The 25,090-nt window shown below is 74.4% G+C and carries 22 protein-coding genes; 13 read left to right on the top strand and 9 right to left on the bottom strand.

Annotation, left to right across the window (positions count from 1 at the left end; translation table 11 throughout):
• The first annotated feature begins 208 nt into the window (after positions 1-208).
• The 4 genes from SMD11_RS25245 (at position 209) to dapD (ending at position 2,605) form a co-directional block, all read left to right on the top strand.
• Positions 209-574 (top strand): VOC family protein, encoded by a 366-nt coding sequence (locus tag SMD11_RS25245; RefSeq protein WP_087928623.1) that lies wholly within the window; start codon positions 209-211, stop codon positions 572-574.
• A 67-nt stretch (positions 575-641) separates the two neighbouring features.
• The gene (locus SMD11_RS25250; protein ID WP_087928624.1) at positions 642-965 is read left to right on the top strand and encodes a DMT family transporter; all 324 of its coding nucleotides are present in this window, start codon (positions 642-644) and stop codon (positions 963-965) included.
• Positions 965-1,513: a TetR/AcrR family transcriptional regulator gene (locus tag SMD11_RS25255; RefSeq protein ID WP_087928625.1), complete on the top strand. Its 549-nt coding sequence runs from the start codon at positions 965-967 to the stop codon at positions 1,511-1,513. The genes SMD11_RS25250 and SMD11_RS25255 overlap by 1 nt, the downstream gene beginning before the upstream one ends.
• 102 nt (positions 1,514-1,615) lie before the next feature.
• Positions 1,616-2,605: a 2,3,4,5-tetrahydropyridine-2,6-dicarboxylate N-succinyltransferase gene (gene dapD / locus SMD11_RS25260; RefSeq protein WP_087928626.1), complete on the top strand. Its 990-nt coding sequence runs from the start codon at positions 1,616-1,618 to the stop codon at positions 2,603-2,605.
• Positions 2,606-2,690: 85 nt separating this feature from the next.
• On the opposite strand, the gene dapA is transcribed toward dapD, so the two are convergent.
• On the bottom strand, positions 2,691-3,620 hold the full coding sequence (dapA, locus tag SMD11_RS25265) for a 4-hydroxy-tetrahydrodipicolinate synthase (protein WP_087928627.1): 930 nt from the start codon (positions 3,618-3,620) through the stop codon (positions 2,691-2,693).
• Positions 3,621-3,728: 108 nt separating this feature from the next.
• Positions 3,729-5,588 carry an endonuclease/exonuclease/phosphatase family protein gene (locus SMD11_RS25270; protein ID WP_087928628.1) on the bottom strand — a complete coding sequence of 620 codons (1,860 nt, stop codon included), beginning with the start codon at positions 5,586-5,588 and terminating at the stop codon, positions 3,729-3,731.
• Between the two features lie 229 nt (positions 5,589-5,817).
• Here SMD11_RS25270 and SMD11_RS25275 point away from each other — a divergent pair, with 229 nt between their 5' ends.
• The 3 genes from SMD11_RS25275 (at position 5,818) to SMD11_RS25285 (ending at position 10,224) form a co-directional block, all read left to right on the top strand.
• Positions 5,818-7,323, top strand: a complete 1,506-nt coding sequence (locus tag SMD11_RS25275; RefSeq protein WP_087928629.1) for a hypothetical protein — start codon at positions 5,818-5,820, stop codon at positions 7,321-7,323.
• A 288-nt stretch (positions 7,324-7,611) separates the two neighbouring features.
• A complete protein-coding gene (locus tag SMD11_RS25280; protein WP_087928630.1) occupies positions 7,612-9,069 on the top strand; it encodes an alkaline phosphatase PhoX in 1,458 nt (485 codons plus the stop codon).
• A gap of 57 nt (positions 9,070-9,126) precedes the next feature.
• Positions 9,127-10,224 (top strand): MsnO8 family LLM class oxidoreductase, encoded by a 1,098-nt coding sequence (locus SMD11_RS25285; RefSeq protein ID WP_087928631.1) that lies wholly within the window; start codon positions 9,127-9,129, stop codon positions 10,222-10,224.
• Here the strand turns inward: SMD11_RS25285 and SMD11_RS25290 are convergent.
• The 4 genes from SMD11_RS25290 to SMD11_RS25305 form a co-directional block, all read right to left on the bottom strand.
• On the bottom strand, positions 10,177-11,376 hold the full coding sequence (locus SMD11_RS25290; protein ID WP_199844093.1) for a TerD family protein: 1,200 nt from the start codon (positions 11,374-11,376) through the stop codon (positions 10,177-10,179). The genes SMD11_RS25285 and SMD11_RS25290 overlap by 48 nt on opposite strands.
• 119 nt (positions 11,377-11,495) lie before the next feature.
• Entirely contained in the window at positions 11,496-12,332 is an 837-nt protein-coding gene (locus SMD11_RS25295) for an NAD-dependent epimerase/dehydratase family protein (protein ID WP_087928633.1), read from the bottom strand.
• Positions 12,333-12,835: 503 nt separating this feature from the next.
• Positions 12,836-13,507 carry a response regulator transcription factor gene (locus SMD11_RS25300; protein ID WP_087928634.1) on the bottom strand — a complete coding sequence of 224 codons (672 nt, stop codon included), beginning with the start codon at positions 13,505-13,507 and terminating at the stop codon, positions 12,836-12,838.
• Between the two features lie 105 nt (positions 13,508-13,612).
• Entirely contained in the window at positions 13,613-14,713 is a 1,101-nt protein-coding gene (locus SMD11_RS25305; protein WP_087928635.1) for an amidohydrolase family protein, read from the bottom strand.
• Between the two features lie 402 nt (positions 14,714-15,115).
• Here SMD11_RS25305 and ectA point away from each other — a divergent pair, with 402 nt between their 5' ends.
• From ectA to thpD, 4 genes are all read left to right on the top strand, one after another.
• Positions 15,116-15,682 (top strand): diaminobutyrate acetyltransferase, encoded by a 567-nt coding sequence (gene ectA, locus SMD11_RS25310; RefSeq protein WP_087928636.1) that lies wholly within the window; start codon positions 15,116-15,118, stop codon positions 15,680-15,682.
• 63 nt (positions 15,683-15,745) lie between these two features.
• On the top strand, positions 15,746-17,014 hold the full coding sequence (gene ectB, locus SMD11_RS25315; protein ID WP_087928637.1) for a diaminobutyrate--2-oxoglutarate transaminase: 1,269 nt from the start codon (positions 15,746-15,748) through the stop codon (positions 17,012-17,014).
• Positions 17,015-17,091: 77 nt separating this feature from the next.
• Positions 17,092-17,490: an ectoine synthase gene (locus tag SMD11_RS25320; RefSeq protein WP_087928638.1), complete on the top strand. Its 399-nt coding sequence runs from the start codon at positions 17,092-17,094 to the stop codon at positions 17,488-17,490.
• A 3-nt stretch (positions 17,491-17,493) separates the two neighbouring features.
• The gene (gene thpD, locus SMD11_RS25325; RefSeq protein ID WP_087928639.1) at positions 17,494-18,384 is read left to right on the top strand and encodes an ectoine hydroxylase; all 891 of its coding nucleotides are present in this window, start codon (positions 17,494-17,496) and stop codon (positions 18,382-18,384) included.
• A 49-nt stretch (positions 18,385-18,433) separates the two neighbouring features.
• Here thpD and SMD11_RS25330 read toward each other — a convergent pair whose 3' ends face one another.
• Both SMD11_RS25330 and SMD11_RS25335 read right to left on the bottom strand, forming a co-directional pair.
• A complete protein-coding gene (locus tag SMD11_RS25330; protein ID WP_087928640.1) occupies positions 18,434-19,465 on the bottom strand; it encodes a methyltransferase in 1,032 nt (343 codons plus the stop codon).
• A gap of 105 nt (positions 19,466-19,570) precedes the next feature.
• On the bottom strand, positions 19,571-20,656 hold the full coding sequence (locus SMD11_RS25335) for an aminotransferase class V-fold PLP-dependent enzyme (RefSeq protein ID WP_087930722.1): 1,086 nt from the start codon (positions 20,654-20,656) through the stop codon (positions 19,571-19,573).
• Positions 20,657-21,339: 683 nt separating this feature from the next.
• Between SMD11_RS25335 and SMD11_RS25340 the strand changes: the two genes are divergently transcribed.
• Positions 21,340-22,590 (top strand): sensor histidine kinase, encoded by a 1,251-nt coding sequence (locus SMD11_RS25340; protein ID WP_234366158.1) that lies wholly within the window; start codon positions 21,340-21,342, stop codon positions 22,588-22,590.
• Positions 22,591-22,756: 166 nt separating this feature from the next.
• On the opposite strand, the gene SMD11_RS25345 is transcribed toward SMD11_RS25340, so the two are convergent.
• Positions 22,757-23,833, bottom strand: a complete 1,077-nt coding sequence (locus tag SMD11_RS25345) for a bile acid:sodium symporter family protein (protein ID WP_087928641.1) — start codon at positions 23,831-23,833, stop codon at positions 22,757-22,759.
• Between the two features lie 273 nt (positions 23,834-24,106).
• Here SMD11_RS25345 and SMD11_RS25350 point away from each other — a divergent pair, with 273 nt between their 5' ends.
• Positions 24,107-25,087, top strand: a complete 981-nt coding sequence (locus tag SMD11_RS25350; protein WP_087930724.1) for an SCO1860 family LAETG-anchored protein — start codon at positions 24,107-24,109, stop codon at positions 25,085-25,087.
• The last annotated feature ends 3 nt before the right edge of the window (positions 25,088-25,090 follow it).

Here is a 25,090-nt window from a genome sequence, read left to right on the forward strand (position 1 = left end):
GCCACGCACAGCCCGCTTCCCGACCGGTGTCGGGGAGCGGGCTGCCGCTGTATGGCGCGGTGGATGCCGCCGCCCTCGGCCACGACCGGCGACGCGATACGCGGCACCCGCCCGGCGGCCGGCCCATGAGGGTCCTGGTGTGCGGCACGGCCTCGGACGGCAGATAAATCCTGGTCACGGCCCCTCTCGCTGCCCGAGACTGGCTCCCATGGCTTCTTCGCTCTACAGCATCGTGATCGATGCACACGACATGCGCGCGCAGGCACGTTTCTGGTGCGACGTCCTCGACTGGCGGATCCTCCACGCCGACGACCTGGAGGTCACCATCGGCGCCGACGTCTCGGCGACCCCCGGCCTCACCTTCGTGCCCGTGGAGGAAGGCAAGACGATCAAGAACCGGTTGCACATCGACCTCAACCCCGACGACCGGGACGCGGAGGTGGAAAGGATCATCGCGCTCGGCGCCCGGCGGGCGGACATCGGGCAGAGCCCGGACGTGACCTGGGTGGTTCTGGAGGACCCCGAGGGCAATGAGTTCTGCGTGCTCGCCCCGAAGAAGTCCCTGATCGGCTGAGCCCGGCCGGATCCGCCGCCGAGGCCGTTGCGTACGACCGTACACATCGATATGTACACTCGTACGCATGGTGTACGTGACCCTCGCCGGCGCGATCCTCGCCGAGATCCTCGCCACCACCTCGATGAAGTTCAGCGAGGGCTTCAGCAAGCTGTGGCCCTCGCTGGGCACCGCGGTGGGGTACCTGATCGCCTTCGCCCTGCTCGCCCAGACGCTCAAGACCATGAGCGTCGGCACCGCCTACGCCATCTGGTCCGGCGCCGGCACCGCCGTCGTGGCCGCCATCGGCATGGTCTTCCTGGGTGAGGCGGTCACCGCCGCCCGGCTCGGCGGCGTGCTGCTGGTGATCGCCGGCGTGGTCGTCCTCAACCTCGGCGGGGCGTCCCACTGATGCCCCGCCGCCACGACCCCGAGCGCCGCGAGCGCCTCGTCGACGCCGCGATCCGGGTGGTCGGCGCCGGCGGCATCGGCGCGCTCAGCCACCGGGCCGTCGCCGCCGAGGCCGACGTCCCCCTCGGCTCGACCACCTACCACTTCGCCACCCTCGACGACCTCCTCCTGGAGGCCATGCGCCGCGCCTCACGCACCTGGCTGGACGACATGGCGGCGTGGGAGCGCGGCGTCGACCCCGGCCGCCCCCTCGCCGACGAGCTCGCCCGCCTGGTCGGGGAGTCGCTCGCCGGCGACCGCGGCCGGCTGGAGCTGGAGTACGAGCTCTACCTCGCCGCCCTGCGCCGCCCCGCGGTGCGCCCGGTCGCCGCGGCCTGCGTGGAGGAGATGGTCGCGCTGATGCGCCGCCGCGTGCCCGACGAGGGCACCGCCCGCGCCCTCGTGGCCCTCATCGACGGCCTGCTGCTCCAGTACCTGCTCTCCGGGCGGCCCTTCGACCGCGACGAGGTGCGGGCGGCCCTGGAGGCGCGCGTGCCGGGCCCGGCCTGAGCCGGGGCCCGGGGCGGGCCCCGCGCCGTTCTCCGGCCCGTGCCGCCCCGCCCCCCCCGCCGAGTTCGCCTTGAGGCCGCCGGTCCGGTTAGGTTTTCGGACATGACCGATGCTGTTGTTTCCCGTACCTCCGGCGCCGTCGCCGCCGGCCTTGCCACGATCACCGAGGACGGCACCGTCCTCGACACCTGGTTCCCCGCCCCCGCGCTCGCCGAGGCCCCCGGCCCGGCCGGCACCGAGCGGCTGACCGCCGAGCGCGCCGCCGAGCTGCTGGGCGAGGGCGCCCTCAAGGCCGTCGGCCCGGACCCGCGCCGCGGTGTCGAGGTCGTCGCCGTCCGCACGGTCATCGCCTCGCTCGAGGACAAGCCCCTCGACGCGCACGACGCCTACCTGCGGCTGCACCTGCTGTCGGGCCGCCTGGTCAAGCCGCACGGCCAGAACCTCGACGGCATCTTCGGCCTGCTCGCCAACGTCGCCTGGACCTCGCTCGGCCCCGTCGCCGTCGACCAGGTCGAGAAGGTCCGCCTCAACGCGCGGGCCGAGGGCCTGCACCTGGCGGTGACCAGCATCGACAAGTTCCCGCGCATGACGGACTACGTGGCCCCCACCGGCGTCCGCATCGCCGACGCCGACCGCGTCCGCCTCGGCGCGTACCTCGGCGCCGGCACCACCGTCATGCACGAGGGCTTCGTCAACTTCAACGCCGGCACGCTCGGCACGTCCATGGTCGAGGGCCGCATCAGCGCGGGCGTCGTCGTCGGCGACGGCACCGACATCGGCGGCGGCGCCTCCACGATGGGCACGCTCTCCGGCGGCGGCAAGCAGATCATCTCCATCGGCGAGCGCTGCCTGCTCGGCGCCGAGTCGGGCATCGGCATCGCCCTCGGCGACGAGTGCGTCGTCGAGGCCGGCCTGTACGTCACCGCGGGCACCCGCGTGACGCTGCCGGACGGCGAGGTCGTCAAGGCGCTGGAGCTGTCCGGCGCGGACAACATCCTCTTCCGCCGCAACTCCACGAGCGGTGCGGTCGAGGCCCGGCCGTACAAGAGCACGTGGGGTGGGCTGAACGAGGTCCTGCACAGCCACAACTGATGTGGGTGGGGCGGGATTTTCCCCGGTCCCGCCCCTTCCCGAAACCGGGGCTCCGCCCCGGGCCCCGGTCCTCGAACTCCCCCGGCTACCGCTGGGAGGTGCCCCCGGACGGGCTGAGTCGTGCCGCGGTCCCGTATGCCTCCACCAGGGCCTTCGTGCGTTCCGGGGACGCCGCGCGCAGCGGGGCCCGGACCGGGCCGGACGGCAGGTCCAGCGCGTTCAGCAGGGCCTTGGCCGTCACCGTGCCCGGCAGGCCCGCGGCCATCATCAGCTCCACCAGCGGCAGCGTCCGCCCGTGGAGGCGCGCCGCCTCGGCGTTCGCGCCGCGGTCGTACGCGTCCAGGACCGCCGCCAGCTCCGGCCCCGCCGCGTTGGCCACCGTGCTGACGTAGCCGACCGCGCCCACCGCCCGCAGTGGCAGGTTCAGCTCCTCGGAGCCGGAGTAGTAGGCGAGGCCGGTCGCCGCGATCACCTTCGCGCTGCTGAGCAGGTCGTACGCGCAGTCCTTGACGCCGGCGATCCTCGGGTGCTCCGCCAGCCGGAGCATCGTCTCCGGCTCGATCCGGGTGCCGGTGCGGCCGGGGATGTCGTAGAGCATCACCGGCACCCCGACCGCGTCCGCGACCGTCCGGAAGTGCTCGGCGACGTCCTCCTGCGGCGGCCTGCTGTAGTACGGCGTCACCACCAGCACGCCGTGCGCGCCCGCGGCCTCCGCCGCGCGGGCCAGGGCGACCGTGCGGCGGGTGTCCGCCGAGCCGACGCCCGCCGTGATCCGCGCCCGGTCGCCCACGGCCTCGGCGACGGCCCGGACGAGCGCGCTCTTCTCCTCGTCCGTCGTCGTGGGCGACTCCCCGGTGGTGCCGCTCAGCACCAGGCCGTCGCAGCGGCCCTCGCCGACCAGGTGATCGGCGAGGCGCTGAGCGCCGTCGAGGTCGAGGCGCCCGTCCGCGGTGAACGGGGTCACCATCGCGCAGACGGTACGGCCGAAGGGGCCGGCGGGAGGGCTGGTGAGCAAGAGTCACACTCCAGGGATGCCAGTGCGGAAAGGATTCCGCGCTGGATTCTGGGCCCCTCCGACCGTACAGGTCCAGTTAAATGATCTTACGGAGACCGCTTAGCGATGCTACGGCTTCCAGCGCAGCACCTGCGGGTCGTGGTCGCTCGCCTGGTCCGCGAACTCCGCGTTGACGTGCACGATGTCGTAGTCCACCGACCGCATGTGGCGGCTGGTCAGGATGTGGTCGAGCACCTGGGAGTTGCCCTGGTAGACATAGCCGTAGCGCTCGTTCCTCGGGAGCGTGTCGACCAGGTCGGTGAGGGCGCCGCCGGCCGTGAGGGCCTTGACCGCGGGCGAGAACTGGAAGTCGTTGAGGTCGCCCGCGACCACGACGTTCGCTCGCCGGTCGGCCGCCAGGAGCTCCTTGACGAAGGCGTTGACGAGCTTCGCCTGCTGCGTCCGCTGGGTCTCCGACGGACGGGCCGGGGCCTGGAAGCGGCTGTCGAGACCCTGGTCGCCGCCCTTGGAGTTGAAGTGGTTGGCGACCACGAAGACCCGCTCGCCCCGGAAGGTGAACTGGCCGGCCAGCGGCTTGCGGCTGTTGGCCCACGCGGCGTCACCGGGCGCGATCCGGCCCGGCGAGGCGGACAGCGCGGCCTTGCCGCCCTGGCGGACGACCTTGACGGGGGTGGTGGAGTCGCCGCCCGGGGTGTCGACGAAGGAGACCCGCGCGGGGTTGAAGAGGAACGCGGTGCGGATGTTGCCGCCCGGCTGGCCGCCGTCCTGGCCGTCGACCGGGTTGATCTGCCGCCAGTGGTACGCCGGGCCGCCCGCCGCCGAGATGGCGTCCGTCAGCTTCTTCAGCGTCTGCCCCGCGTCCACGGCGCCGTCGTTCGTGGTGCCGTTGTCGTCCTGGACCTCTTCGAGGGCGACGATGTCGGGCGAGGCGAGGTTGGTCACCAGCGCCGACGCCAGCCGGTCGAACTTCGCCTGGGACGTCCGGGGGGAGAGGTTCTCCACGTTGTACGTGGCGACGGCCAGCTCGCCGTCCTTCTGCTTGCGCGTGACCTCGCGCTTCAGCCCGCGGTCCTTGAGCGTGCCCAGCTCGGTCGCCTGGAGCGTGTAGCCGCCGAAGTTGTCGTAGTCCAGCGGGCCGGCGGTGGTGCCCGTCAGCTCGTCGCCGACGTTCGCGACGGGGAAGGGGCGCTGCGCGTAGGGGAGCAGCGAGACCACCTTCACCCGTCCGGAGCCCTGCTCGCGGTACGAGCCGTAGAGCGAGCCGCCGCGCGCGGTGCGGTCGCGGCGGGGCTCCGCGGTCACCCACAGGTCCTTGTGCTCGCTGGTCGCGCCGATCACGGGGGCGTCCTGGACCGAGACCCGCATGCCTTCCAGCGACTCGTAGCGGTCCAGGGCGTAGGCGCCGGGCCGGAGCGGCAGCTTCTCGACGGAGCCGCCGCGCGCGTCCGGCGCGTAGCGCGTGGGGAGGGCCGACGGGCGCAGCCGGAACGCGGCGGGCAGGGCGTTGCCGGAGGACTTCACCTCCCACGTCGCCTTGGTCAGCTGGGTGACGGACTGGAGCCCGGCCTTCTCGCCGCCCGGGTAGTACTCACCCACCGTGCCCGCGACGAGGACGGAGTCGCCGACCGCCACCGAGGGCGTGGCCGAACCGGTGAAGACGAAGATCCCCTCGCTGGTCGCGGGGTTGCGGTCGGGGTGCGGGTCCTGGAACCAGAAGCCCCGCGCCGAGCCGAAGGAGCGTACGGCCGTGACGACGCCCGGAACGTCCGTCACCTGCTTGCCCGCGAGCGGGGAGAGGCGCGTGGTGCCCTGGATGTCGTGGATCCGGGCCTTGACGGCGGCCGGGGCCTCCTCGCTCCCGGCCGCGCTCGCGGCCTGGGGCACGGCGAGCAGTCCGGCCGCGAGCGCGAGCGCCACGGCGGAGCCGGCGGCCGGGGGTCTGCGCAGGGGACGGCGGGAAGTGGGCACGGCTGCCTCCAAGGGGGGCTTGTGGGAGGTGGAACGGACCACACGCGAACCGCGCGTGATCTACGCGCGTCAATGTCTTGTGCGGCCAGGGCAGTTGTCAAGGCTCCACGGGCATACGGTGGCTGACAGGTTCATGAACCGGGCGGCACCGTCCGAAATCCGTCTAGGCTTGGGCCCCGCGCGGGCCGCGCAGTCGGCGCGGCCGTCACGACGAGGAGAGTCACCCCTGATGTCCGGAGACCGTCCGACCATGCCGCCGGTGCGGCTCCCCTCCGACGCGGAGCTCGCACGGGACGCGCTGTCCGCGCCCCTGTTCGTCCGCGCCGCGAAGCTGGCCCGCTGGGCGGGCGAGGGCACCCCGGTCGGCGCGGGCGGCGAGCTGCTCGCCGAGCAGCTGGGCACCGCCACCGAGCTCCTCGGCCTGGCCGGCGACGAGGACGGGCCCGCGTACGCCGCGGAGGCGTGGCAGCACGCGCTGGACACCGGGCTGGTCGAGTTCGCCGAGGACGCCGAGGACGCCGAGGGCGCGGAGGCCGTGGACGCCGGCGCCGACACGCCGGCCGGAGTGGCCGCGGCGGGCGAGGAGCTGGCCACGCTCACCTCCGGCAGCCCCGCCGACATCCTCGAACTCTGGCTCGGCGGCCTGGAGAACGTCCTGGCCGACGCCGCCGCGCCCGACCTCGGCGACATCGTCGAGCAGATCTCCGAGGGCGGCGACATCGACCTCGACGCGCTCGACTGGAACCCCGAGGAGGAGGCCGACTTCCTCGACGGCGTGCTCGGCAACCTCTACCTGCTGACCGTGCTCGACGAGGGCTCCGCCGACCGGCCCGTACCGCTCCCGGCGCTCGCCGCCTCCATGATCGTCCCGGATGACATGGACGAGCCCACGGACGACGTCCTCGAAGAGGTCTCCGACGCGATGATGCGCCTGGACGACCAGTTCCGGATGCTCGCCCCGACCGGCCTCGTGGAGTACCAGCCCGTGGACGAGGCCCTCATCGAGGAGGTCGACGGCGAGGGCCACATCCGCGAGTCCGTCGACGCGGTCGCCGCGGCGGGCCCCGAGGAGGAGGACGTCAGCCGCTACGGCCTGGTCTCCCTCACCCCGCTGGGGCTCTTCGCCGTCCGCTCGCGGATGCTCGACGCCGGGATCGACGCCCCCGCCGTCGGCGACCTCGCCGACGAGGGCGCCGACGTCCTGCTCGCCGCGCTGCCCGGCCACCCGGAGCAGGCGGCCCGCGAGGAGACCGAGCTGTGGCTGGCCCGCCGCGAGCCGCTGGCCGCCGCCCGCGATCTGCTCGCCGCCGCGCGCGGCGCCGACGAGGACGCGCCGCGTCGCCGGCTCTCCTGCCAGCAGACGCTGTCGCTGGTCGGCGGCGGGGCCGAGCCGGCCCTGCGCGAGGTCATCGACGACCGTGAGCTCGGCGGTCTGGCCCGGGTCTGGCTCGCCGAGCACGGCGCGGCGGACGTCCCCGAGCCCGACGAGGCCATGGTCTTCTGGCTGACCGTCGACACGATCGCCGCGCAGCTCGCCGCCGAGGGCGACTCGGAGGAGCTGCGCGGGCTGGTGGCGGACCTGGTCGGCCGGCACAGCGGCTTCTTCGACACGGCGTGGCGGGTGGACCACCCGGCGACGGGGGAGGTCCTGGAGGCGATGGGGCGGCTGCACCCGGACAAGAAGGTGGCCAAGGAGGCTCGTAAGGCGGCGTTCAAGGCGCGGTCTCGGGGGTAGCGGGTCCGGCGGCGGTCCGTGGCGGGGTGGGGGCTTTTCCCCTGCCCGCCCCTTCCCGGAACCGGGGGCTCCGCCCCCAGGCCCCCTGCCGCGCTGACGCGCGGTGGCCTCAAACGCCGGCCGGGCTGAAGATCAGCCCGCCCGCCGCCAAGGCGCCCCGTACCGCCGCCCGGACGTCGGGTGGTGTTCATCCGTTAGTCGGAGGGGAACGGGAACGTAAGCGCCGTCCCCGCGTGCTCCATGAGTGCCCGGGCGGCGCGTGACGTTCCGGCGAACCCTGGAGACGAGATGACCCTCAGCCGAAGAGACTTCGCGAAGCGATCCGCCGCGACCGGCGCCGGCGTGGCTCTGGCAGGCAGCGTCGGCGTCCTGGCCAGCGCGCCCGGGGCGCTGGCCACCGGGGACGGCGCCGTCGGTGCCGCCGGTGCCGAGGCGGAGTCGGCGCGGGCGGCCGCGCCGGGCTACGGACCGCTCGTCAAGGACCCCAAGGGCCTGCTCGCCCTGCCGCGTGGTTTCTCCTACCGGGTGATCACCCGGACGGGTGTCACCAAGCTGGAGTCGGGCGAGCCCACGCCGTCCAACCACGACGGCACCGCCACCTTCGAGGGCCCGCGCGGTGTGACCCTGCTGGTCAACAACCACGAGCTCGGCGGCGCCCGGACCAAGTGGCCGCACCCGGTCCCGCTCACCGACGGGCTGGTCTACGACCCGGCGGCCGCGGGCGGCTGCACCGTCGTCGAGGTGTCCAAGCACGGAGACCATGTCGCGGAGTGGGTCGGGATCGCCGGCACCTCCACCAACTGCGCGGGCGGCCGCACCCCCTGGGGTACCTGGCTCACGGGCGAGGAGACCGAGGACAAGGCCGGCAAGAACGGCATGACCAAGGACCACGGCTATGTGTTCGAGGTCGATCCGCAGGACCGCCGCGCCAACCGCGCCCCCCGGCCGCTCAAGGCCCTCGGCCGGTACGCGCACGAGGCCGTCGTCGTCGACCCGGACCGCGGCCACCTCTACCTGACCGAGGACGCCTCCGGCCCCAACGGGCTGCTCTACCGCTGGACCCCGCCGGCCGGCTTCCGGCACGGCCGCGGCCGGCTCCGCACGCTGTCCGACACGGCGGGCGCGCTCCAGGCGTTCAAGTGTTTCGACTCCGGCGGCCGCTTCGTCGACGACCTGTCGCGCGCCACCGCCACCGGCACGGTCTACGGCGTCGACTGGGTGACCGTGCCCGACCGCGACGCCCGGACGACCTCGGTCCGCAAGCAGTTCAAGGACGGCGAGGTCACCCGCGCCCGCAAGCTGGAGGGCATGTGGTGGGGCGACGGCGGCGTGTACGTCGTCTGCTCCTTCGCCCGTGAGGAGAGCCCGGTCCGCCACGACGGGCAGGTGTGGTTCTACCACCCGAGGCGCCGCACCCTCACCCTGAAGGTCCTCCTCGGGGTCAACAGGAACCCCGAGCGGGACGGCGCCTTCGACGGCCCGGACAACATCACCGTCTCCCCTTACGGCGGCCTGGTGATCGCCGAGGACGGCGAGGGCGTCCAGCACCTCTTCGGGGCGCTCGACAACGGCCGTACGTACCCCATCGCGCGTAACGAGCTGAACATCGGCACCCCGGAGAAGCCGGAGTACAGCGAGTTCACGGGCGTCACGTTCTCGCCGGACGGCCGGACGCTGTTCGCCAACATCCAGGATCCCGGCATCATGCTCGCGATCACCGGCCCGTGGCGCCGCCAGGGGCGCTGACCCGGGGGCCGGGGCCGGCCGGGGGAATCATGGGAGGCCGCCGGTGTTGAAGGGAAGGTGACCACGGCAGCCCTGCGCACCACCCGTTTCTCGGTCCTGGACCGCTCCCGCACCCGGCAGGGGCGGGACCCCGGGGAGGCCTTGCGCGAATCCGTGCGGTTCGCGCGGCGGGCCGAGGCGCTCGGCTACCACCGCTTCTGGGTCTCGGAGCACCACAGTGTGCCCGGCGTGGCCGGCTCGGCCCCGACGGTGCTGGCGGCGGCGCTGGCCGCCGCCACGTCGCGGATCCGGGTCGGCACGGGCGGGGTGATGCTGCCCAACCACCGGACGCTGGTGGTCGCCGAGCAGTTCGGGGTGCTGGAGTCGCTCTTCCCGGGCCGGATCGACATGGGCCTGGGCCGCTCGGTGGGCTTCACCGACGGCATCCGGCGGGCGCTGGGCGCGGAGAAGGGGGCGATGGCGGACTTCGGCGAGCAGCTCGCCGAGCTGGCCGCGTACTTCACGGACGGCCCCCGTGCCCATCCGCAGGTCCACGCCCGACCGGCGGAGGGGCTGCGGGTGCCCGCGTTCGTCCTCGCCAACGAGGCGGGGGCGGACCTGGCCGCCGCGGCCGGGGCGGCCCTGGTCATCGGCGGGCTGCGCGGCGAGGAGCGGACGCTCGCCGCCGTCGCGCGCTACCGGGCGGCCTTCCGCCCCTCGGCCTGGTGGGACCGGCCCTATGTGGTGATCGCGGGGAACGTCGCCGTCGCCGGCACCACCGAGGCCGCCCGCCGGCTGCTGGTGCCGGAGGCGTGGGCGCTCGCCCACTCCCGCACGCACGGCGTCTTCCCGCCGCTGGCGCCCGCCGGGGAGATCGAGTCGCTGGAGATGACCGGGCGGGAGCGGAGCCTGTACGAGGAGGGGCTGCGCGGCCACGTCCACGGCACGGAGGACGAGGTGGCCGCCGCGCTCGAAGGGCTGATCGAGCGCAGCGGCGCCGACGAGGTGCTGGTCACCACGTCCTCGTACGACCGGGAGGGGCTGCTGGACTCCTACGCCCGGCTGGCCCGCCTGGCCGGGCTGCCCGGCCGGGCGGGAACCGGGTCAGGGCCCGGGGCGGGGTCCGGGTCAGAGGGCCTGAGCGGCGGGCTTGACCAGGTCGCGCACGGTGCGTGACTTCACGAACTCGCCGAGGGCCGTCATCTCCCACTCGCCGGAGTACTGCCGGATGAACTTCGCCATGAGCACGCCGGTCTTGGGCTCCGAGCCCGTGAGGTCGAACCGCACCAGCTCCTCGTTGGTCCGGGCGTCGAGCAGGCGGCAGTAGGACTTGGCGACCTGGTTGAACTTCTGGCCGTTGAAGGAGCTGACGGTGAAGACCAGGCCGGTGACCTCCGGCGGCAGGCCGTCCATGTGGACGGTGATCGTCTCGTCGTCGCCCGAGCCCTCGCCGGTGAGGTTGTCACCGGAGTGCTGGATGGCGCCGTTGAGGATCTGGAGCTTGCCGAAGTAGCAGGCGTCGATCATGTTGCGGTCGGGGCCGTAGGCGATGACGGAGGCGTCCAGGTCGATGGCGCGGCTGCCCCACGCGGGCTCCCAGCCCAGGCCCATCTTCACGGACTGCGTGAGCGGCCTGCCGCCCTTGACGAGGGAGACCGTCTGGTTCTTCTGGAGGCTGACCCGGCCCTTGTCGAGGTTGATCTTCCCGCTGCCGGGGGCGGCGGCGGGCGGGGCCGGGGGAGCGGCGGGTGCCGCCGGGGCGTGCACGGGGGCGGGCGGGGCCGCCGGGGGCTGCGCGGGCGGGACGGGGGCCGCGGGCGCGGCGGCCGCGGCGGGCTCCTCCACGCTCACGCCGAAGTCGGTGGCGATGCCCGCCAGGCCGTTCGCGTAGCCCTGGCCGACGGCGCGGACCTTCCACGCACCGGCCCGGCGGTAGACCTCCACGATCACCAGGGCCGTCTCCGTGCCCAGCTGGGGCGGGGTGAACGTGGCGAGGACGGAGCCGTCGTCGGCGCCGCGCACCGTGGCCGTCGGCTCGGTGCCCGCGAACGTCGCGCCCGCGGCGTCCGGGCTGGCGGTCACCACGATCTTGTCGATGTCCGCCGGGACGGCGGCGGTGTCCACGGTGATGGAGTCGGGGGTGCCGCCGGACGCGGCACGGTGCGTCACGCCCGGGCCGGACGGCTGGTTGTAGAAGACGAAGTCGTCGTCGGAGCGCACCTTGCCGTCGGCGGTGAGCAGCAGGCCCGACACGTCGAGCCGCACGGGGGCGGTGACGTCCACCGTCACGCGGGCGACGGAGAGAGGGATGTTCGAGCCGGGTGTCATAGCGGTCATGCCACGGGTAACGAGTGACCGCTCTTTGCGGTTCCATTACCGAAGCCCGGATTCCTTCCCGGCGCCCGCCCGGTCCTTCCCGGCCGGGGGCCGTACGGGCCGGTGGCGGTTCAGTCCGGGCGCTGCCGGCGCGGGGGCTCGTCGCCGCAGAACTCCCCGCCCAGGAGGCCGCTCACCGGCGGGCGCCCCGGGGTTCCGCCGTCCGCGGGCCCGCCCCGCGCCGCCGCGAGGACGGCCGGCGCGTACACCTCGGAGTCGTCCCGCGGCGCGTAACCGAGCGCGCGGGCCGTGGACAGGTCCCACAGCAGCCTGGTGTTGGCGGAGCTGCCGTAGGCGACGGTGTGGCCGACGTCCTCGGCGGTGAGCGCGGCGTGCACCAGCCGCCCGCAGTCGTCCGGGCTCAGCCACAGGGACAGCATGCGGACGGACCGGGGCTCGGGGAGGCAGGCGCCGATGCGCAGGGAGACCGTCTCGATGCCGTGCCGGTCCCGGTAGAGGGACGCGAGGTCCTCGCCGAAGCACTTGGAGAGCCCGTAGAAGGTGTCCGGGCGGTGCGGGACGCCGACGGCCAGGGGCGGCTCGCCGGCGGCGGGCAGCGGGGTGAAGCCGACGGCGTGGTTGCTGGAGGCGCTGACGACGCGCCGTACGCCCGTCTCCCGCACGGCCTCGTAGAGGTGGTACGTGCCCTCGATGTTGGCCCGCAGGATGTCCTCGAAGGACGCCTCCAGGGGGATCCCCGCGAGGTGCACGACCGCGTCGGCGCCCCGCAGCGCCGCGCGCAGCGCCGGGCCGTCGGCGAGCTCGGCGGTGACGGCCTCCGGCGCGCCCTCGACCGGCCGCGCGTCGAAGAGCCGCAGCCGGTGGCCGTAGCGGGGCAGCCGCGCGCGCAGCATCGTGCCGATCCGGCCGGCCGCGCCGGTGAGCAGGACCGTACGGGGAGCGGTCATGGCGACACGCTAGGGACGCGTGGGACCCGGGTCAACCATGCGGAACGGGGTGGCGGGGCGGCCTGACGCCGGGGGAGACGGCCGCGAGGAGCGCGGGTGCGCACCCCGTGCGCGGACGCGCGTCACGTGCGGCGGCACGCGGGGTGGCGGGGCGGCCTGACGCCGGGGTAGACGGCCGCGAGGAGCGCCGGTGCACACCCCGCGTGCGGACGACACGCGGAATGCGCCGCGGCGGGTGCCCGGCCGGGGGTCGGTGCTTACCCGCGTGAGTGCGACGCGGCCGGTTCGCCGGTCGGGCCACGTTCGTCGCGCGGTGCCCCATCCGCGCGTGACGGGCGGCGGGCGCGCTGCGCCCCGGGGCACGGCGCTCACCCGCGTGAGAGCGCCGCGGCCGGTCCGCCGGGCCCGGGCCGCGCTCGCGGCGCGTCGGCCCGGCGCGAGCCCGCGCCGCTGCTCGCCCGCGCGTGGGTGACGCGCGCTGTCCCCCGGCCCGGCCGGCCCGTTCAGCGCGGGGAGACGAAGCCGCTCTCGTAGGCGGCGATGACCGCCTGGGTGCGGTTGCTGACGCCCAGTTTGGCGAGCGTGCCCGCCACGTGTGTCTTGACGGTGGCCTCGCCCAGCGTCAGCCGTGCCGCGATCCCGGCGTTCGACAGCCCCGCCGCCATCAGCCGCAGCACCTCCGCCTCCCGCTCGGACAGCCGCGCCCGCAGCCGCTCCGCCGCGTCCCGGGTGTCGCGGGCACCCGCGTGCTCGGCGGCCAGCGCGCGCACGGCGGCCGGGAAGAGCAGCGAGTCGCTGCGCGCCACCAGCCGTACGGCCTGGACCAGTTCGTCCGCCCCCGCCCGCTTGAGCAGGAAGCCGGCGGCCCCCGCGCGCAGCGCGTCGTAGACGTAGCTGTCGTTCTCGAACGTGGTCACCACGATCACGCGCGGCGGCGTGTCCATCGTGGCGAGCACCTGCTCGGTGGCCCGGATGCCGTCGATACCGGGCATCCGGACGTCCATCAGGACGATGTCCGGGCGCAGTTCGCGGATCACGGCCACGGCCTCGGCGCCGTCGGTGGCCTCGCCGACGACCTCCAGACCGGGCTCGGAGTGGAGGATGGCGCGGAGGGCGCTGCGGACCATGTGCTCGTCGTCGGCCAGCACGATGCGTATGGGGCGGGTGTCGGGCATGGGGGTCAGCTTATGGCGGGCCCCCGGGGGGCTCCCGCCGCGCTCCCGCGCCGTCTTCCCGGACGCCGGGCGGGCCTGAACGAAGCGCGGGGACAGCCGCGTTCGCTACCGCACCACCCGTCCCCGCAGGATCACCCGCCGGGGCGCCGCCAGCACCCGTACGTCCGCGCGCGGATCCGACCCGTAGACGACCAGGTCCGCCGGGGCGCCCTCCTCCAGGCCCGGCCGGCCCAGCCACGCGCGGGCGTCCCAGGCCGTCGCCGCCAGGGCGGCCGTGGCCGGGATGCCGGCCTTCACCAGCTCCGCGACCTCCTGGGCGACCAGGCCGTGGGCCAGCGAGCCGCCCGCGTCCGTGCCGACGAAGACCGGGATGCCCGCGTCGTAGGCGGCGCGCACCGTCTCGTAGCGCCGCGCGTGCAGGCGGCGCATGTGGTCCGCCCAGCGGGGGAACTTCCGCTGCCCGCCCTCCGCGAGCCGGGGGAACGTCGCGATGTTGACCAGCGTCGGCACGATCGCCACGCCCCGCTCGGCGAACAGCGGGATCGTCTCCTCCGTCAGCCCCGTCGCGTGCTCGACGCAGTCGATGCCCGCCTCCACCAGGGGCGCGAGGGACTCCTCGGCGAAGCAGTGCGCGGTGACCCGCGCGCCCAGCCGGTGCGCCTCGGCGATGGCGGCCTCGACCTCGCCGCGCGGCCAGCAGGAGGACAGGTCGCCGGTCTCGCGGTCGATCCAGTCGCCGACGAGCTTGACCCAGCCGTCCCCGCGCCGCGCCTCGCGCGCGACGTACGCGACGAGGTCCTCGGGCTCGATCTCGTGCGCGTAGTTGCGGATGTAGCGGCGGGTGCGGGCGATGTGCCGGCCCGCCCGGATGATCCGGGGCAGGTCCTCGCGGTCGTCGATCCAGCGGGTGTCCGAGGGGGAGCCCGCGTCGCGGATCAGCAGGGTGCCGGCGTCCCGGTCGGTCAACGCCTGCTTCTCGCTGGTCGATTCGTCGACGGGGCCGTGCGCGTCCAGGCCCACGTGGCAGTGCGCGTCCACCAGGCCGGGCAGCGCCCAGCCCTCGATGGTGGTGACCTCCCGCGCCCCGGCAGGCCGCTCGAACGTGATCCTGCCGTCGACGGCCCACAGCTCGTCGCGCACCCCGCCCTCGGGGTCCGCGCCGACGAGCACCCGCCCCTTGATGTGCAGCACACCACTGTCGCTCATGACGGCACTGTATGCGCAGCGGCCCCGCCGCCCCAGGGGTGCCGAAGGGGTCGCAGGGGCCCGTGAGGAGCCCGGGACGGCTCCGGAATTTCCTCCGGCGACGACCCGGAGGTATTCCTGGAATTCTTCCGGAATTACCGTGAATACAGCTTCCCGGAATTCTCCTGCCCCCGGAATCCGACCTTAAACGCGGTGATTTTGTCGCCACCCCGATAGGGGGTGTCCGGCCTGTGATGCACTCCACAACCGCGCCCGGTTCGCCCGATAAAATACGGACGAATGCTGTTATTCTTCCGGCGTCTCGCGCGCCCACGTATCCCCGCGCGATAACACACGACCCACCGCCCGGGAAAGGCCGGACCCGCATGCAATTTTCGATCCGGCTGGGTAAATTCACTCCGCATGACCGCCGCACAAGCAGACCTTGCACGTGCCCACAGTGAATTCCTCGAAATGCCGGAGGGGCTGACGCTGGACACCCCACGCGTCGAGGACGGAGCCGCGATCTGGCGCATGGCCCGCGACTCCGGGGCGCTGGACCTCAACTCCTCGTACAGCTACCTCCTGTGGTGCCGCGACTTCGCCGCCACCTCCGCCGTCGCCCGGCGCGCCGACGGCCGCCCGGCCGGCTTCGTCACCGGCTACCTGCGCCCCGAGCGCCCCGGCACCCTCGTCGTCTGGCAGGTGGCCGTCGACCACGGCCACCGCGGCCGGGGCCTGGCCGGCGCCCTCCTGGACGGCCTCGTCGCCCGCGTCGCCCGGGAGCGGGACGTCCACGCGGTCGAGACGACCGTCACCCCGGACAACACCGCTTCCAACAGCCTGTTCGCCTCCTTCGCCGCGCGCCACGGCGCCCGCGTCGACCGCGAAGTGCTCTTCGACGACGGCCTGTTCCCCGGCGGCGGGCACGCGCCCGAGGTGCTCCACCGCATCGGACCGCTCGACTTCCCGGCAGCTCCCGCCCGCTGAGCCCGTCCGGCCCCGTCCGTCCGCCGCGCCCCCTGCCACCCCCGCACCCCACTGGAGTCCGCCGTGACCATCACCCCGCCCGCCCTGAGCGTCTTCGAAGCCCTCGAGTCCGAGGTCCGCAGCTACTGCCGCAGCTGGCCCGCCGTCTTCGACCGGGCCCAGGGCAGCCGGATGTACGACGAGGACGGCCACACCTACCTCGACTTCTTCGCCGGCGCCGGAGCGCTCAACTACGGGCACAACAACCCCGTGCTCAAACGCGCCCTGCTCGACTACCTCGAACGCGACGGCGTCACCCACGGCCTCGACATGGGCACCACCGCCAAGCGCGCGTTCCTGGAGTCCTTCCAGGACATCGTGCTGCGCCCGCGCGACCTGCCGTACAAGGTGATGTTCCCCGGCCCGACGGGCACCAACGCCGTGGAGGCCGCGCTCAAGCTGGCCCGCAAGGTCAAGGGCCGCGAGTCGATCGTCTCCTTCACCAACGCCTTCCACGGCATGTCCCTCGGGTCGCTCGCCGTCACCGGCAACGCCTTCAAGCGGGCCGGCGCCGGCATCCCGCTGGTGCACGGCACCCCGATGCCCTTCGACAACTACCTCGACGGGCAGGTCCCGGACTTCCTGTGGTTCGAACGGCTCCTGGAGGACCAGGGCTCGGGCCTGAACCAGCCCGCCGCCGTCATCGTGGAGACCGTCCAGGGCGAGGGCGGCATCAACGTCGCCCGCGCCGACTGGCTGCGCGCCCTCGCCGACCTGTGCGAGCGCCGCGACATGCTGCTGATCGTCGACGACATCCAGATGGGCTGCGGCCGCACCGGCGCCTTCTTCTCCTTCGAGGAGGCGGGCATCACCCCGGACATCGTCACCCTGTCCAAGTCCATCGGCGGCTACGGGATGCCGATGTCGCTCACTCTGTTCAAGCCGGAGCTCGACATCTGGGAGCCCGGCGAGCACAACGGCACCTTCCGCGGCAACAACCCCTCCTTCGTCACCGCCGCGGCCGCTCTGAACGCCTACTGGGCCGACGGCCAGATGGAGAAGCAGACCCTCGCCCGGGGCGAGCAGGTCGCGCGGGCGCTCGACGCCATCTGCGCCGAACACCCCGGGCTCGGCGGGCGGTACCGGGGCCGCGGCCTCGTCTGGGGCCTGGAGTTCACCGACCGCGCCCGCGCCTCGGCCGTCGCCGCGCGCGCCTTCGAACTCGGCCTCCTCGTCGAGACCTCCGGCCCCGCGAGCGAGGTCGTCAAGCTGCTCCCCGCCCTGACCATCTCCCCCGAGGAACTGGACGAGGGCCTGCGGACCCTCGCCCGCGCGGTCCGCGAGACCGCCTGACCACCGCCCGCCCACGACCCGGCCCCGCACCACCGGAAACACCAGCACCGACAGCACCGACAGAGAGAGGCACCACCGTGATCGTCCGTTCGTTCAAGGACATCGAGGGCACCGACCGGCACGTCAAGGCCCGGTCCGGCACCTGGGAGAGCAAGCGCATCGTGCTCGCCAAGGAGCGCGTCGGCTTCTCCCTGCACGAGACCGTGCTGTACGCGGGCACGGAGACGTCGATGTGGTACGCCAACCACATCGAGGCCGTGCTGTGCGTCGAGGGGGAGGCCGAGCTCACCGACGACGAGACCGGCGAGAAGCACTGGATCGAGCCCGGCACCATGTACCTGCTGGACGGCCACGAGCGCCACACCCTGCGCCCGAAGACCGACTTCCGCTGCGTGTGCGTCTTCAACCCGCCGGTCACCGGCCGCGAGGACCACGACGAGAACGGCGTCTACCCCCTGCTCACGGAGGAGGGCTGAGCGATGACGGCCACGGTCAGCGACCTCTACCCGACCCGGGGCACCCAGGAGGTGCCCGTACCCCGGCGGGACCCGGTGGTGTGGTCCCGCCCCGGCGCCCCCGGCCCGATCGGTGACACCGAGCTGGCGGACTACGACCGCGACGGCTTCCTCACGGTCGACCGGCTCATCGGCCCGGACGAGGTGGCGCGCTACCGCGCCGAGCTGGACCGGCTGATCGCCGACCCGGCCGTACGCGCCGACGAGCGCTCGATCGTCGAGCCCCGGTCGCAGGACGTGCGGTCGGTGTTCGAGGTGCACCGGATCAGCGAGGTCTTCGCGGAGCTCGTGCGCGACCCGCGCGTGGTCGGCCGGGCCCGGCAGATCCTCGGCTCGGACGTCTACGTCCACCAGTCCCGGATCAACGTCAAGCCCGGGTTCGGCGCCTCCGGCTTCTACTGGCACTCGGACTTCGAGACCTGGCACGCCGAGGACGGGCTGCCGCGCATGCGGACCGTGTCGGTCTCGATCGCCCTCACCGAGAACCTCGACACCAACGGCGGGCTGATGATCATGCCCGGCTCGCACCGGACGTTCCTCGGCTGCGCCGGTGAGACCCCGCGCGACAACTACAAGCGGTCGCTGCGGATGCAGGACGCGGGCACGCCCTCCGACGCCGCGCTGACCGGCTTCGCCGAGCGCCACGGCGTCCGGCTCTTCACCGGGCCGGCCGGGTCGGCGACGTGGTTCGACTGCAACTGCATGCACGGGTCAGGGAACAACATCACGCCCTTCCCGCGCAGCAACGTCTTCATCGTCTTCAACAGCGTGGACAACGCGGCGGTGGAGCCGTTCGCGGCACCGGCGCGGCGCCCGGAGTTCGTGGGGGCGCGGGACTTCACCCCGGTGCCCTGAGCGGGCCCGTCGGCCGCCGGGCGGGCCCGGCCCGCCCGGCGACCGACGGCTATTTACGGGCGATGACCATCGACTCGGGCCCCGCCAGGTGCTGCACACGGCTCTCCGCGAAGCCCGCCCCGGCCAGCCATTCGCGGCACTCGGCCCCGGTGTAGTCGAAGCCGCCGGTGGTCTCGACGAGCATGTTGAGACTCATCAGCAGCCCGGTCAGATGGGTGCGGCGGTCGTCGTCGATGAGCGTCTCGTAGACGATGACGACGCCGCCCGCCGGGAGCGCCTCGTACGCCTTGCGCAGCAGCATCCGCTTCGTCGGCAGGTCCCAGTCGTGCAGGATGTGGCCGAGGAGCAGGGCGTCGGCGCGGGGCAGCGGGTCCGTGAAGAAGTCGCCGGCCGCGAAGGTGAGCCGGTCCGCGAGCCCGAAGCGCTCGGCGCGCCGGTCGAAGTCGCCGCGCGCGGACTCCAGGTCGAAGCCGGTGCCCCGCAGGTGCGGGTGGCGCAGCAGGATCTGGCCGAGGGTACCGCCCTCGGCGCAGCCGACGTCGGCGACGACGCGGTGCGCGGACCAGTCGACGGCATCGGCGAGGGCGTGCGCCGAGCGCATCGACAGGCCCGTCATGGCCTGGAGGAACTCCGAGCGGCGGACGGGGTCCTGGTAGAGGGTCCCGAAGAAGTCACCGCCGTGCTTGATCTCGTTCTGCGGCTCGCCGGTGCGCAGCCCGTCGAGGAGCGTGCCCCAGAAGCCGTAGAGCCGGTGGTCGGTCATCTCCAGGAAGCCGCCCAGGTAGGTGGCGCGGTTGCGGTCCAGGTAGCGGGCGGTGACGGGGGTGTTGCCGTAACCCTCGGGGCCGCGCTCCAGCAGGTCGAGCGCCACCAGCGTGTCGAGGAAGTCGCGGGCGGCGCGGGGGTGCAGGCCGAGCCGGTCGCGCAGTTCCTCGTACGGCAGCGGGCGCGCGGCCAGCTCGGTGAAGAGGCCGAGCCGGACCGCGCTGAACAGGACCTTCGAGACGGCGAAGCCGAGCCCGAGCTGGAGGATCCGGTCGAGGGCCGCGGAGTGGTCCTGCTCGTCGCGCGCACGGCGCATGTGCTCTCCTCGGGAAGCGGGGGAGGGAAGGACGGAAGAAGGCAGAGCTCCGCACGGGGCTCCGGCGGAGCGTCCCGTGGGCGGTGATCTTCCCGTCCTACCCACTCACCGGCGTGCGAGCACCTCCAGCAGCCGGTCGACGTCGGCGGTGGAGTTGTAGAGGTGGAAGGCGGCGCGAAGCCTCCCCGCCCGCGCGCTGACCTGCACCCCCGCCGCCGCCGGCCGCTCGGCGGCGCCCCGGACGCCCGGGACGGCGACGATCGCCGAGCCCTCCGCCGGCACGGGCGTGAGGCCCAGCGCCACCACCCCGGCGCGGAACCGGTCGGCGAGCGCCCGGTCGTGCGCGCCGATGCGCTCGACGCCCAGCTCCTCCACCAGGGCGAGCCCGTGCAGGGCCCCCACGTACGACAGGACGGCGACGTTCTCGTCGAAGCGGCGGGCCGTCGAGGCGAGCGGCTCCACCTTGCCGTAGCAGGTCAGCCAGGGGTCCTCGCCCGTGACCCAGCCCGCGAACACGGGCGTGAGGGCGCCCAGGTCCTCGGGGACGGTGAGGAAGGCGACGCCGCGCGGGCCCATCAGCCACTTGTAGCCCACACCGACGGTGAAGTCGTGGGCGGCGGCGTCCAGCGGGAACCAGCCCGCCGCCTGGCTGACGTCGACGAGCGTACGGGCGCCGTACGCGCGGGCGGCCGCGGAGATCGCCCCGAGGGCGGCGATCCGGCCGTCGGCCGACTGCACGGCGCTCACCGCGACGAGCGCCGTGTCCGGCCGCACCTCCTCCGCGAGCCGCTCCAGCGGGACCGTACGCACCCGGAGGCCGGGCCGGGTGTGGAAGGGATTGACGAGCGAGGCGAAGTCGCCCTCCGCGACGAGCACTTCGGCACCGGCCGGCAGGGACTGGGCGACGAGGCCGCAGTACACGGCGACGGAACCGCCGGCGGCGACCCGGGCGGCGGGCACGCCGACCAGCCGGGCGTAGGCGGTCCGGGCCGCGTCCACCGTGGCCGAGAAGTCCACGTTCCCCGGGGCCCCGGCGGCCAGGACGCCGATCGCCTCGCCCATGGCGGCGGCGGCCCCGGTGGGCAGCAGGCCGGTGGCCGCGGTGTTGAGATAGACGGTCTCCGGGGCGAACCGGCCGGGCGCGAGGCTTTCCATCCACCCACTATCGGCGGACGCGATCATTCCGTCCATGCCCGGCGGAGCGGGGGCGCGCGACCGGCCCGCGCACCCCGGCCGCGGGCGCGCCGGCGCGGTCAGGGTCCGCCCCCGACGGCGGGATGAGGGCACACGCGCCCTGAGGAGGAGCGGTCCGGGCGCGGACCGGGCCCTGCGGACCAGACGGGAGCGCGCCCGGTTCCGCCCTGCGGCCGAGGGTGATTCACCGCTGCGGGGGAAGCGGTGGACGGGGTGGGCACGGAAGCCTTGGGACATGAGCCGAACGCGACGGAGTCCGCTCCTCGAAGCCCTTGCCACCACAGCCGATCCGGGGTTCCCGACCTGGGACGACCACGCGACGTTCTGCGGCGGGAACCCGCCCGCGGGACGCCCGGGAGCGCCGCGCGCCATGCGGCGGGGAGAGCCGGGGACCGGCCCCGGGTAGCGGGACCGTCCGGCGCCGTCCGCCTTCGCCCGCGGCCCGGGGCAGGAGGAGGGCGCGGCGCCGGGCCGGGGTGTGCGAACGCCCGCCGGGCCGTCCCGGGGAAGGATCCCGGGGCGGCCCGGCGCCCCGCGCGCGCACAACGGGCCTCGGCGTGGCGGCCCGCCGGGACCGGGCGGCCGGGCCCCTGGCGCGGGTGGGGACGTCCGCGGCCCCTCCGGACCGCCGGCGTCACCTACCCTGTGCGGATGATCAACGGTTCGCGAAGATCCGCCCCGTGACGGCCCTCCTCGGCCACCGGGCCCGCCTCCGCTGGGTGCACCTCCTCCTCGGCGGCGCGCTGCTGATGCCGTACTACCTCCTGGCCGACGTCCTCCTCGCCCTGGTCACCGCTCCCGACGGGGGAAGCCTCCTCCTCGGGGGCTCGCTCGCCCGGCAGTTCGGCGTCTTCGCGCTGGCCCTCCTCCCCGCCGCGCTCACCGCGCTCCTGCCGCTCGTACGCCCCCTGGAGGGCGCGGCGGCGCGGGCGCTGTGCGGGGTGCCGGGCGAGGGGCTGGCCACCGGGCCGAGCACCTCCTGGGCCGCGCGCGGCAGGACGGCCGCCTGGTACACGCTCCACCTCACGGCCGGCGGCCTCGTCAGCGGGATGTCGCTGGCCACCCCGCCGGCCGCCGTGACGCTGATCGCCCTGCCCTTCCTCGACCGCGACCGGGACGCCGGGGGCCTGGGCCGGGCGGCGGTCTTCGCCGGGCCCCGGCTGCTCCTGGCGCCGCTCGCCGGGCTCGCCCTGCTGGCCCTGATCGTGGTCTCCTCCTGGGCGGCGGGCGCGCTCCTGGCGCGCTGCGCGCCCGTCCTCCTGGGACCCACGGCGGCCGACCGGCTGGCCGCCGCCGAGCGGCACGCGACCCATCTCGCGCTCCGCAACCGGCTGGCCCGCGAGCTGCACGACTCCGTGGGCCACGCGCTGAGCGCCGTCACCCTCCAGGCGAGCGCCGCGCGCAGGGTCCTCGACTCCGACCCCGAGTTCGCCCGGCAGGCGCTCGCGGCCATCGAGGCGACGACGCGGGACGCGGTCGGCGAACTCGACACGGTCCTCGGCCTCTTGCGCGAGGACGGCACGGCCTCCGCCGCGCCCGCGCCGACGCTCGCCGCCCTGGACGCCCTCCTGGAGCGCACCCGCGCGGCGGGCGGCACGGTCGTGCCCACCGTCGACGCCGCCCTGGACCGTGTGCCGGCGGTCGTCTCCCGCGAGGCCTACCGCATCGTCCAGGAGGGCCTCACCAACGCCTTGCGGCACGCGGGGCCGGTGCCGGTGCGGCTCGGCATCGCCTCGCGCGGGGGCGTCCTGGAAGTGACCTTGGAGAACCCGGTGGCGGGGGTGGTGCCGGGGGCCCGGCGGACGGGTGGTGGGCGGGGGCTGGCGGGGATCATGGAGCGGGTGCGGTTGCTGGGGGGTGGGGGTGAGTGGGGTGAGAGCGGGGGGACTTGGCGGCTGAGGGTGTGGCTGCCGGTGGGTGTGCGGGGGTGAGGGTGCGCGGGTGCGGTGGTGCGGTGGTGCGCCTGCGGCGGGCCTGTTCCCCACCCCGCCCCTTCCCGAACCGGGGCTCCGCCCCGGACCCCGGTCCTCGAACTCCCCCAGCTACCGCTGGGAGCACCTCCCAGCGGTAGCTGGGGGAGTTCGAGACCACCGCGCGTCAGCGCGGCCGGGGGCCCGGGGGCTTGCCCCCGGTTCCGGGAAGGGGCGGGGTGGGGGAATGGCCCCCCGCAGGGGCGCCGTCGCGCGACATCCACGCCGCCACCACCGCTCCCGACACGTTGTGCCAGACCGAGAACACCGCCGCCGGCAACGCCGCCGCCGCGCTGAAGTGCGCCGTCGCCAGCGAGGCCGCCAGGCCGGAGTTCTGCATGCCGACCTCGAAGGCCATGGCCCGGCTCGCCGGGCGGCCCAGGCGGGCCAGCCGGCCGGACGCGTAGCCGAGGGCCAGGCCGAGGCCGTTGTGGAGGACGACGGCGAGGAGGACGAGGCCCGCCGCGTCCTTGATGCGGGCCGCGCTGCCCGACACCACCGTCAGGACGATGACGGAGATCGTCAGCGCCGACACCCACGGCAGGACGCGCAGCACCCGGTCGACGTACCGCCCCGCCAGCAGGCGTACGAGCGCGCCGCCGACGACCGGCACCAGCACCGTCTTGAGGATGTCGACGAGCATCGCCCCGGCGTCCACGTCCAGGAACCGGTCCGCGAGCAGCAGCGTCAACGGCGGTGTCACCAGCGGTGCGACGAGCGTGGAGACGGTCGCCACCGACACGGACAGCGCCACGTCGCCGCGCGCGAGGTAGGTGACCACGTTGGACGCCGTGCCGCTCGGCGCGCAGCCGACGAGGATGACGCCGGCCGCCAGCTGCGGCGGCAGGCCGAGCGCGGTGGCGATCAGCCAGCCCAGCCCCGGCATGATCACGTAGTGGGCCACGAGGCCCAGCCCCACCGCCCAGGGGCGCTTGGCCACGGCGTGGAAGTCCGCCGGCGTGAGGGTGAGCCCCATCGCGAACATGACCACGCCCAGCAGGTACGGCACCGCCGGCGCCCAGCCCGTGAAGTGCGAGGGCGCCGCGAGGCCCACGCCGCCCGCCGCGAGGACGAGCAGCGGGAAGACGGTGACGGCCAGCCGCGCGGTCCGGTCGGACGCGGCGCCGCCGGCCGCCGCGGCGGATCCGTCGGTCGCACCGCCCTGAACAGCGGCGGAGTCGGGGGAGGTTCGCTCGTTCGGCATACGGCCGGACCTTAGCGATCACTCCTGCCCTCGAACAGGGGTGACGCATGTGACGAGAAAACACTCACGCGTCGACGGAATCGAATGCGGCTGCGAAACCTACCCTTTGGGGTGAACTGGCCTCAGTGTGCCGCCCGTTCACCCTCCAGGGGTCAAATATGGCGGGGTCCCGCCGCCGGCGCGCGCTGTCCCCCGTAGACGCGCCGGCGGCACCACACCTCTCGTGGGGGTTCCACGCACGTGTTCAGCACCACCGTCATCCCTTCCTCCGGCATGCCCGTACGCCGCCGCGCCGTCCGTCTGGCCGTCGCCGCGACCGCCCTCACGGCCGTCGCCACCGGGACCGCCGCCGGACCCGCCGCCGCCACCGGGCCCACCGGCGGCACCTCCGGCAAGAGCACCCCGGCCGGCGGCACCTCCGCCGACGGGACCTCCGGCGCGGTCGTCCTCCGCACCGGCCTCGACATCGGCCTCCTCGACAAGACGGTCCGCGTCCCCCTCGACACCTCGCTCAACGAGGTGAAGGCGCCCGCGAACGCCGACCGGACCGCCCTCACCGTCACCCTCGACGGCGTCGAACAGGGCCGCCCCGTCACCGTCCTGCGCGCCGACACCGCCACCGCCCGCGCCACCGCCGACGGCCGGAAGGCCGAGGGCTACGCCCACCTCGTGCACGCCGAGGTGCGCCTGCCCGGGCTGCCGCAGCTCTCCCTCATCGAGGTGCGGCAGGTCACCTCCAGAGCGGTGTGCGAGGCGGGCCGGCAGCCGACGGCCAAGGCGAACGTGCTCGGCAGCGTCTCCGTCCTCGGGAAGCGCGTCACCCTCACCGCCACCGGCCCGACCAAGGTCTCCGTACCGGGCGTCGGCGAGGTCCGCCTCGACCTGTCACGGACCGCCACGACCTCCCGCACGGCGGCCGCCGCGGCCCTCGAACTCAAGGTCTCCGTCAACCCCCTGCGGCTGAACGTGGCCGAGGTCGAAGGACAGGTCACACTCGCCCGGGCGACGTGCGAGACGCCCTCCGGCGCCGTACGCACACCCTCGCCGGCCGCGCCCGTCACACCGGGCGGGGGTACGAAGCCGCAGACGGCGGCGCACGTGCCGGCGAAGCCGGCGGCTCCGGCGGGGCCGGATCTGGCCGAGACCGGGGGTGGTTCGGCGGCGCCGTACGTGGTGGGGGTGGCGGGGCTGCTTGTGGTGGTGGGTGGCGGGGCGGTGGTGATGGGGCGGCGCCGGGCGGTCCGCCGCGGCTGACGT

The organism is Streptomyces albireticuli (genome assembly GCF_002192455.1).
In the GTDB taxonomy this organism is placed as follows: Bacteria; Actinomycetota; Actinomycetes; order Streptomycetales; family Streptomycetaceae; genus Streptomyces; species Streptomyces albireticuli_B.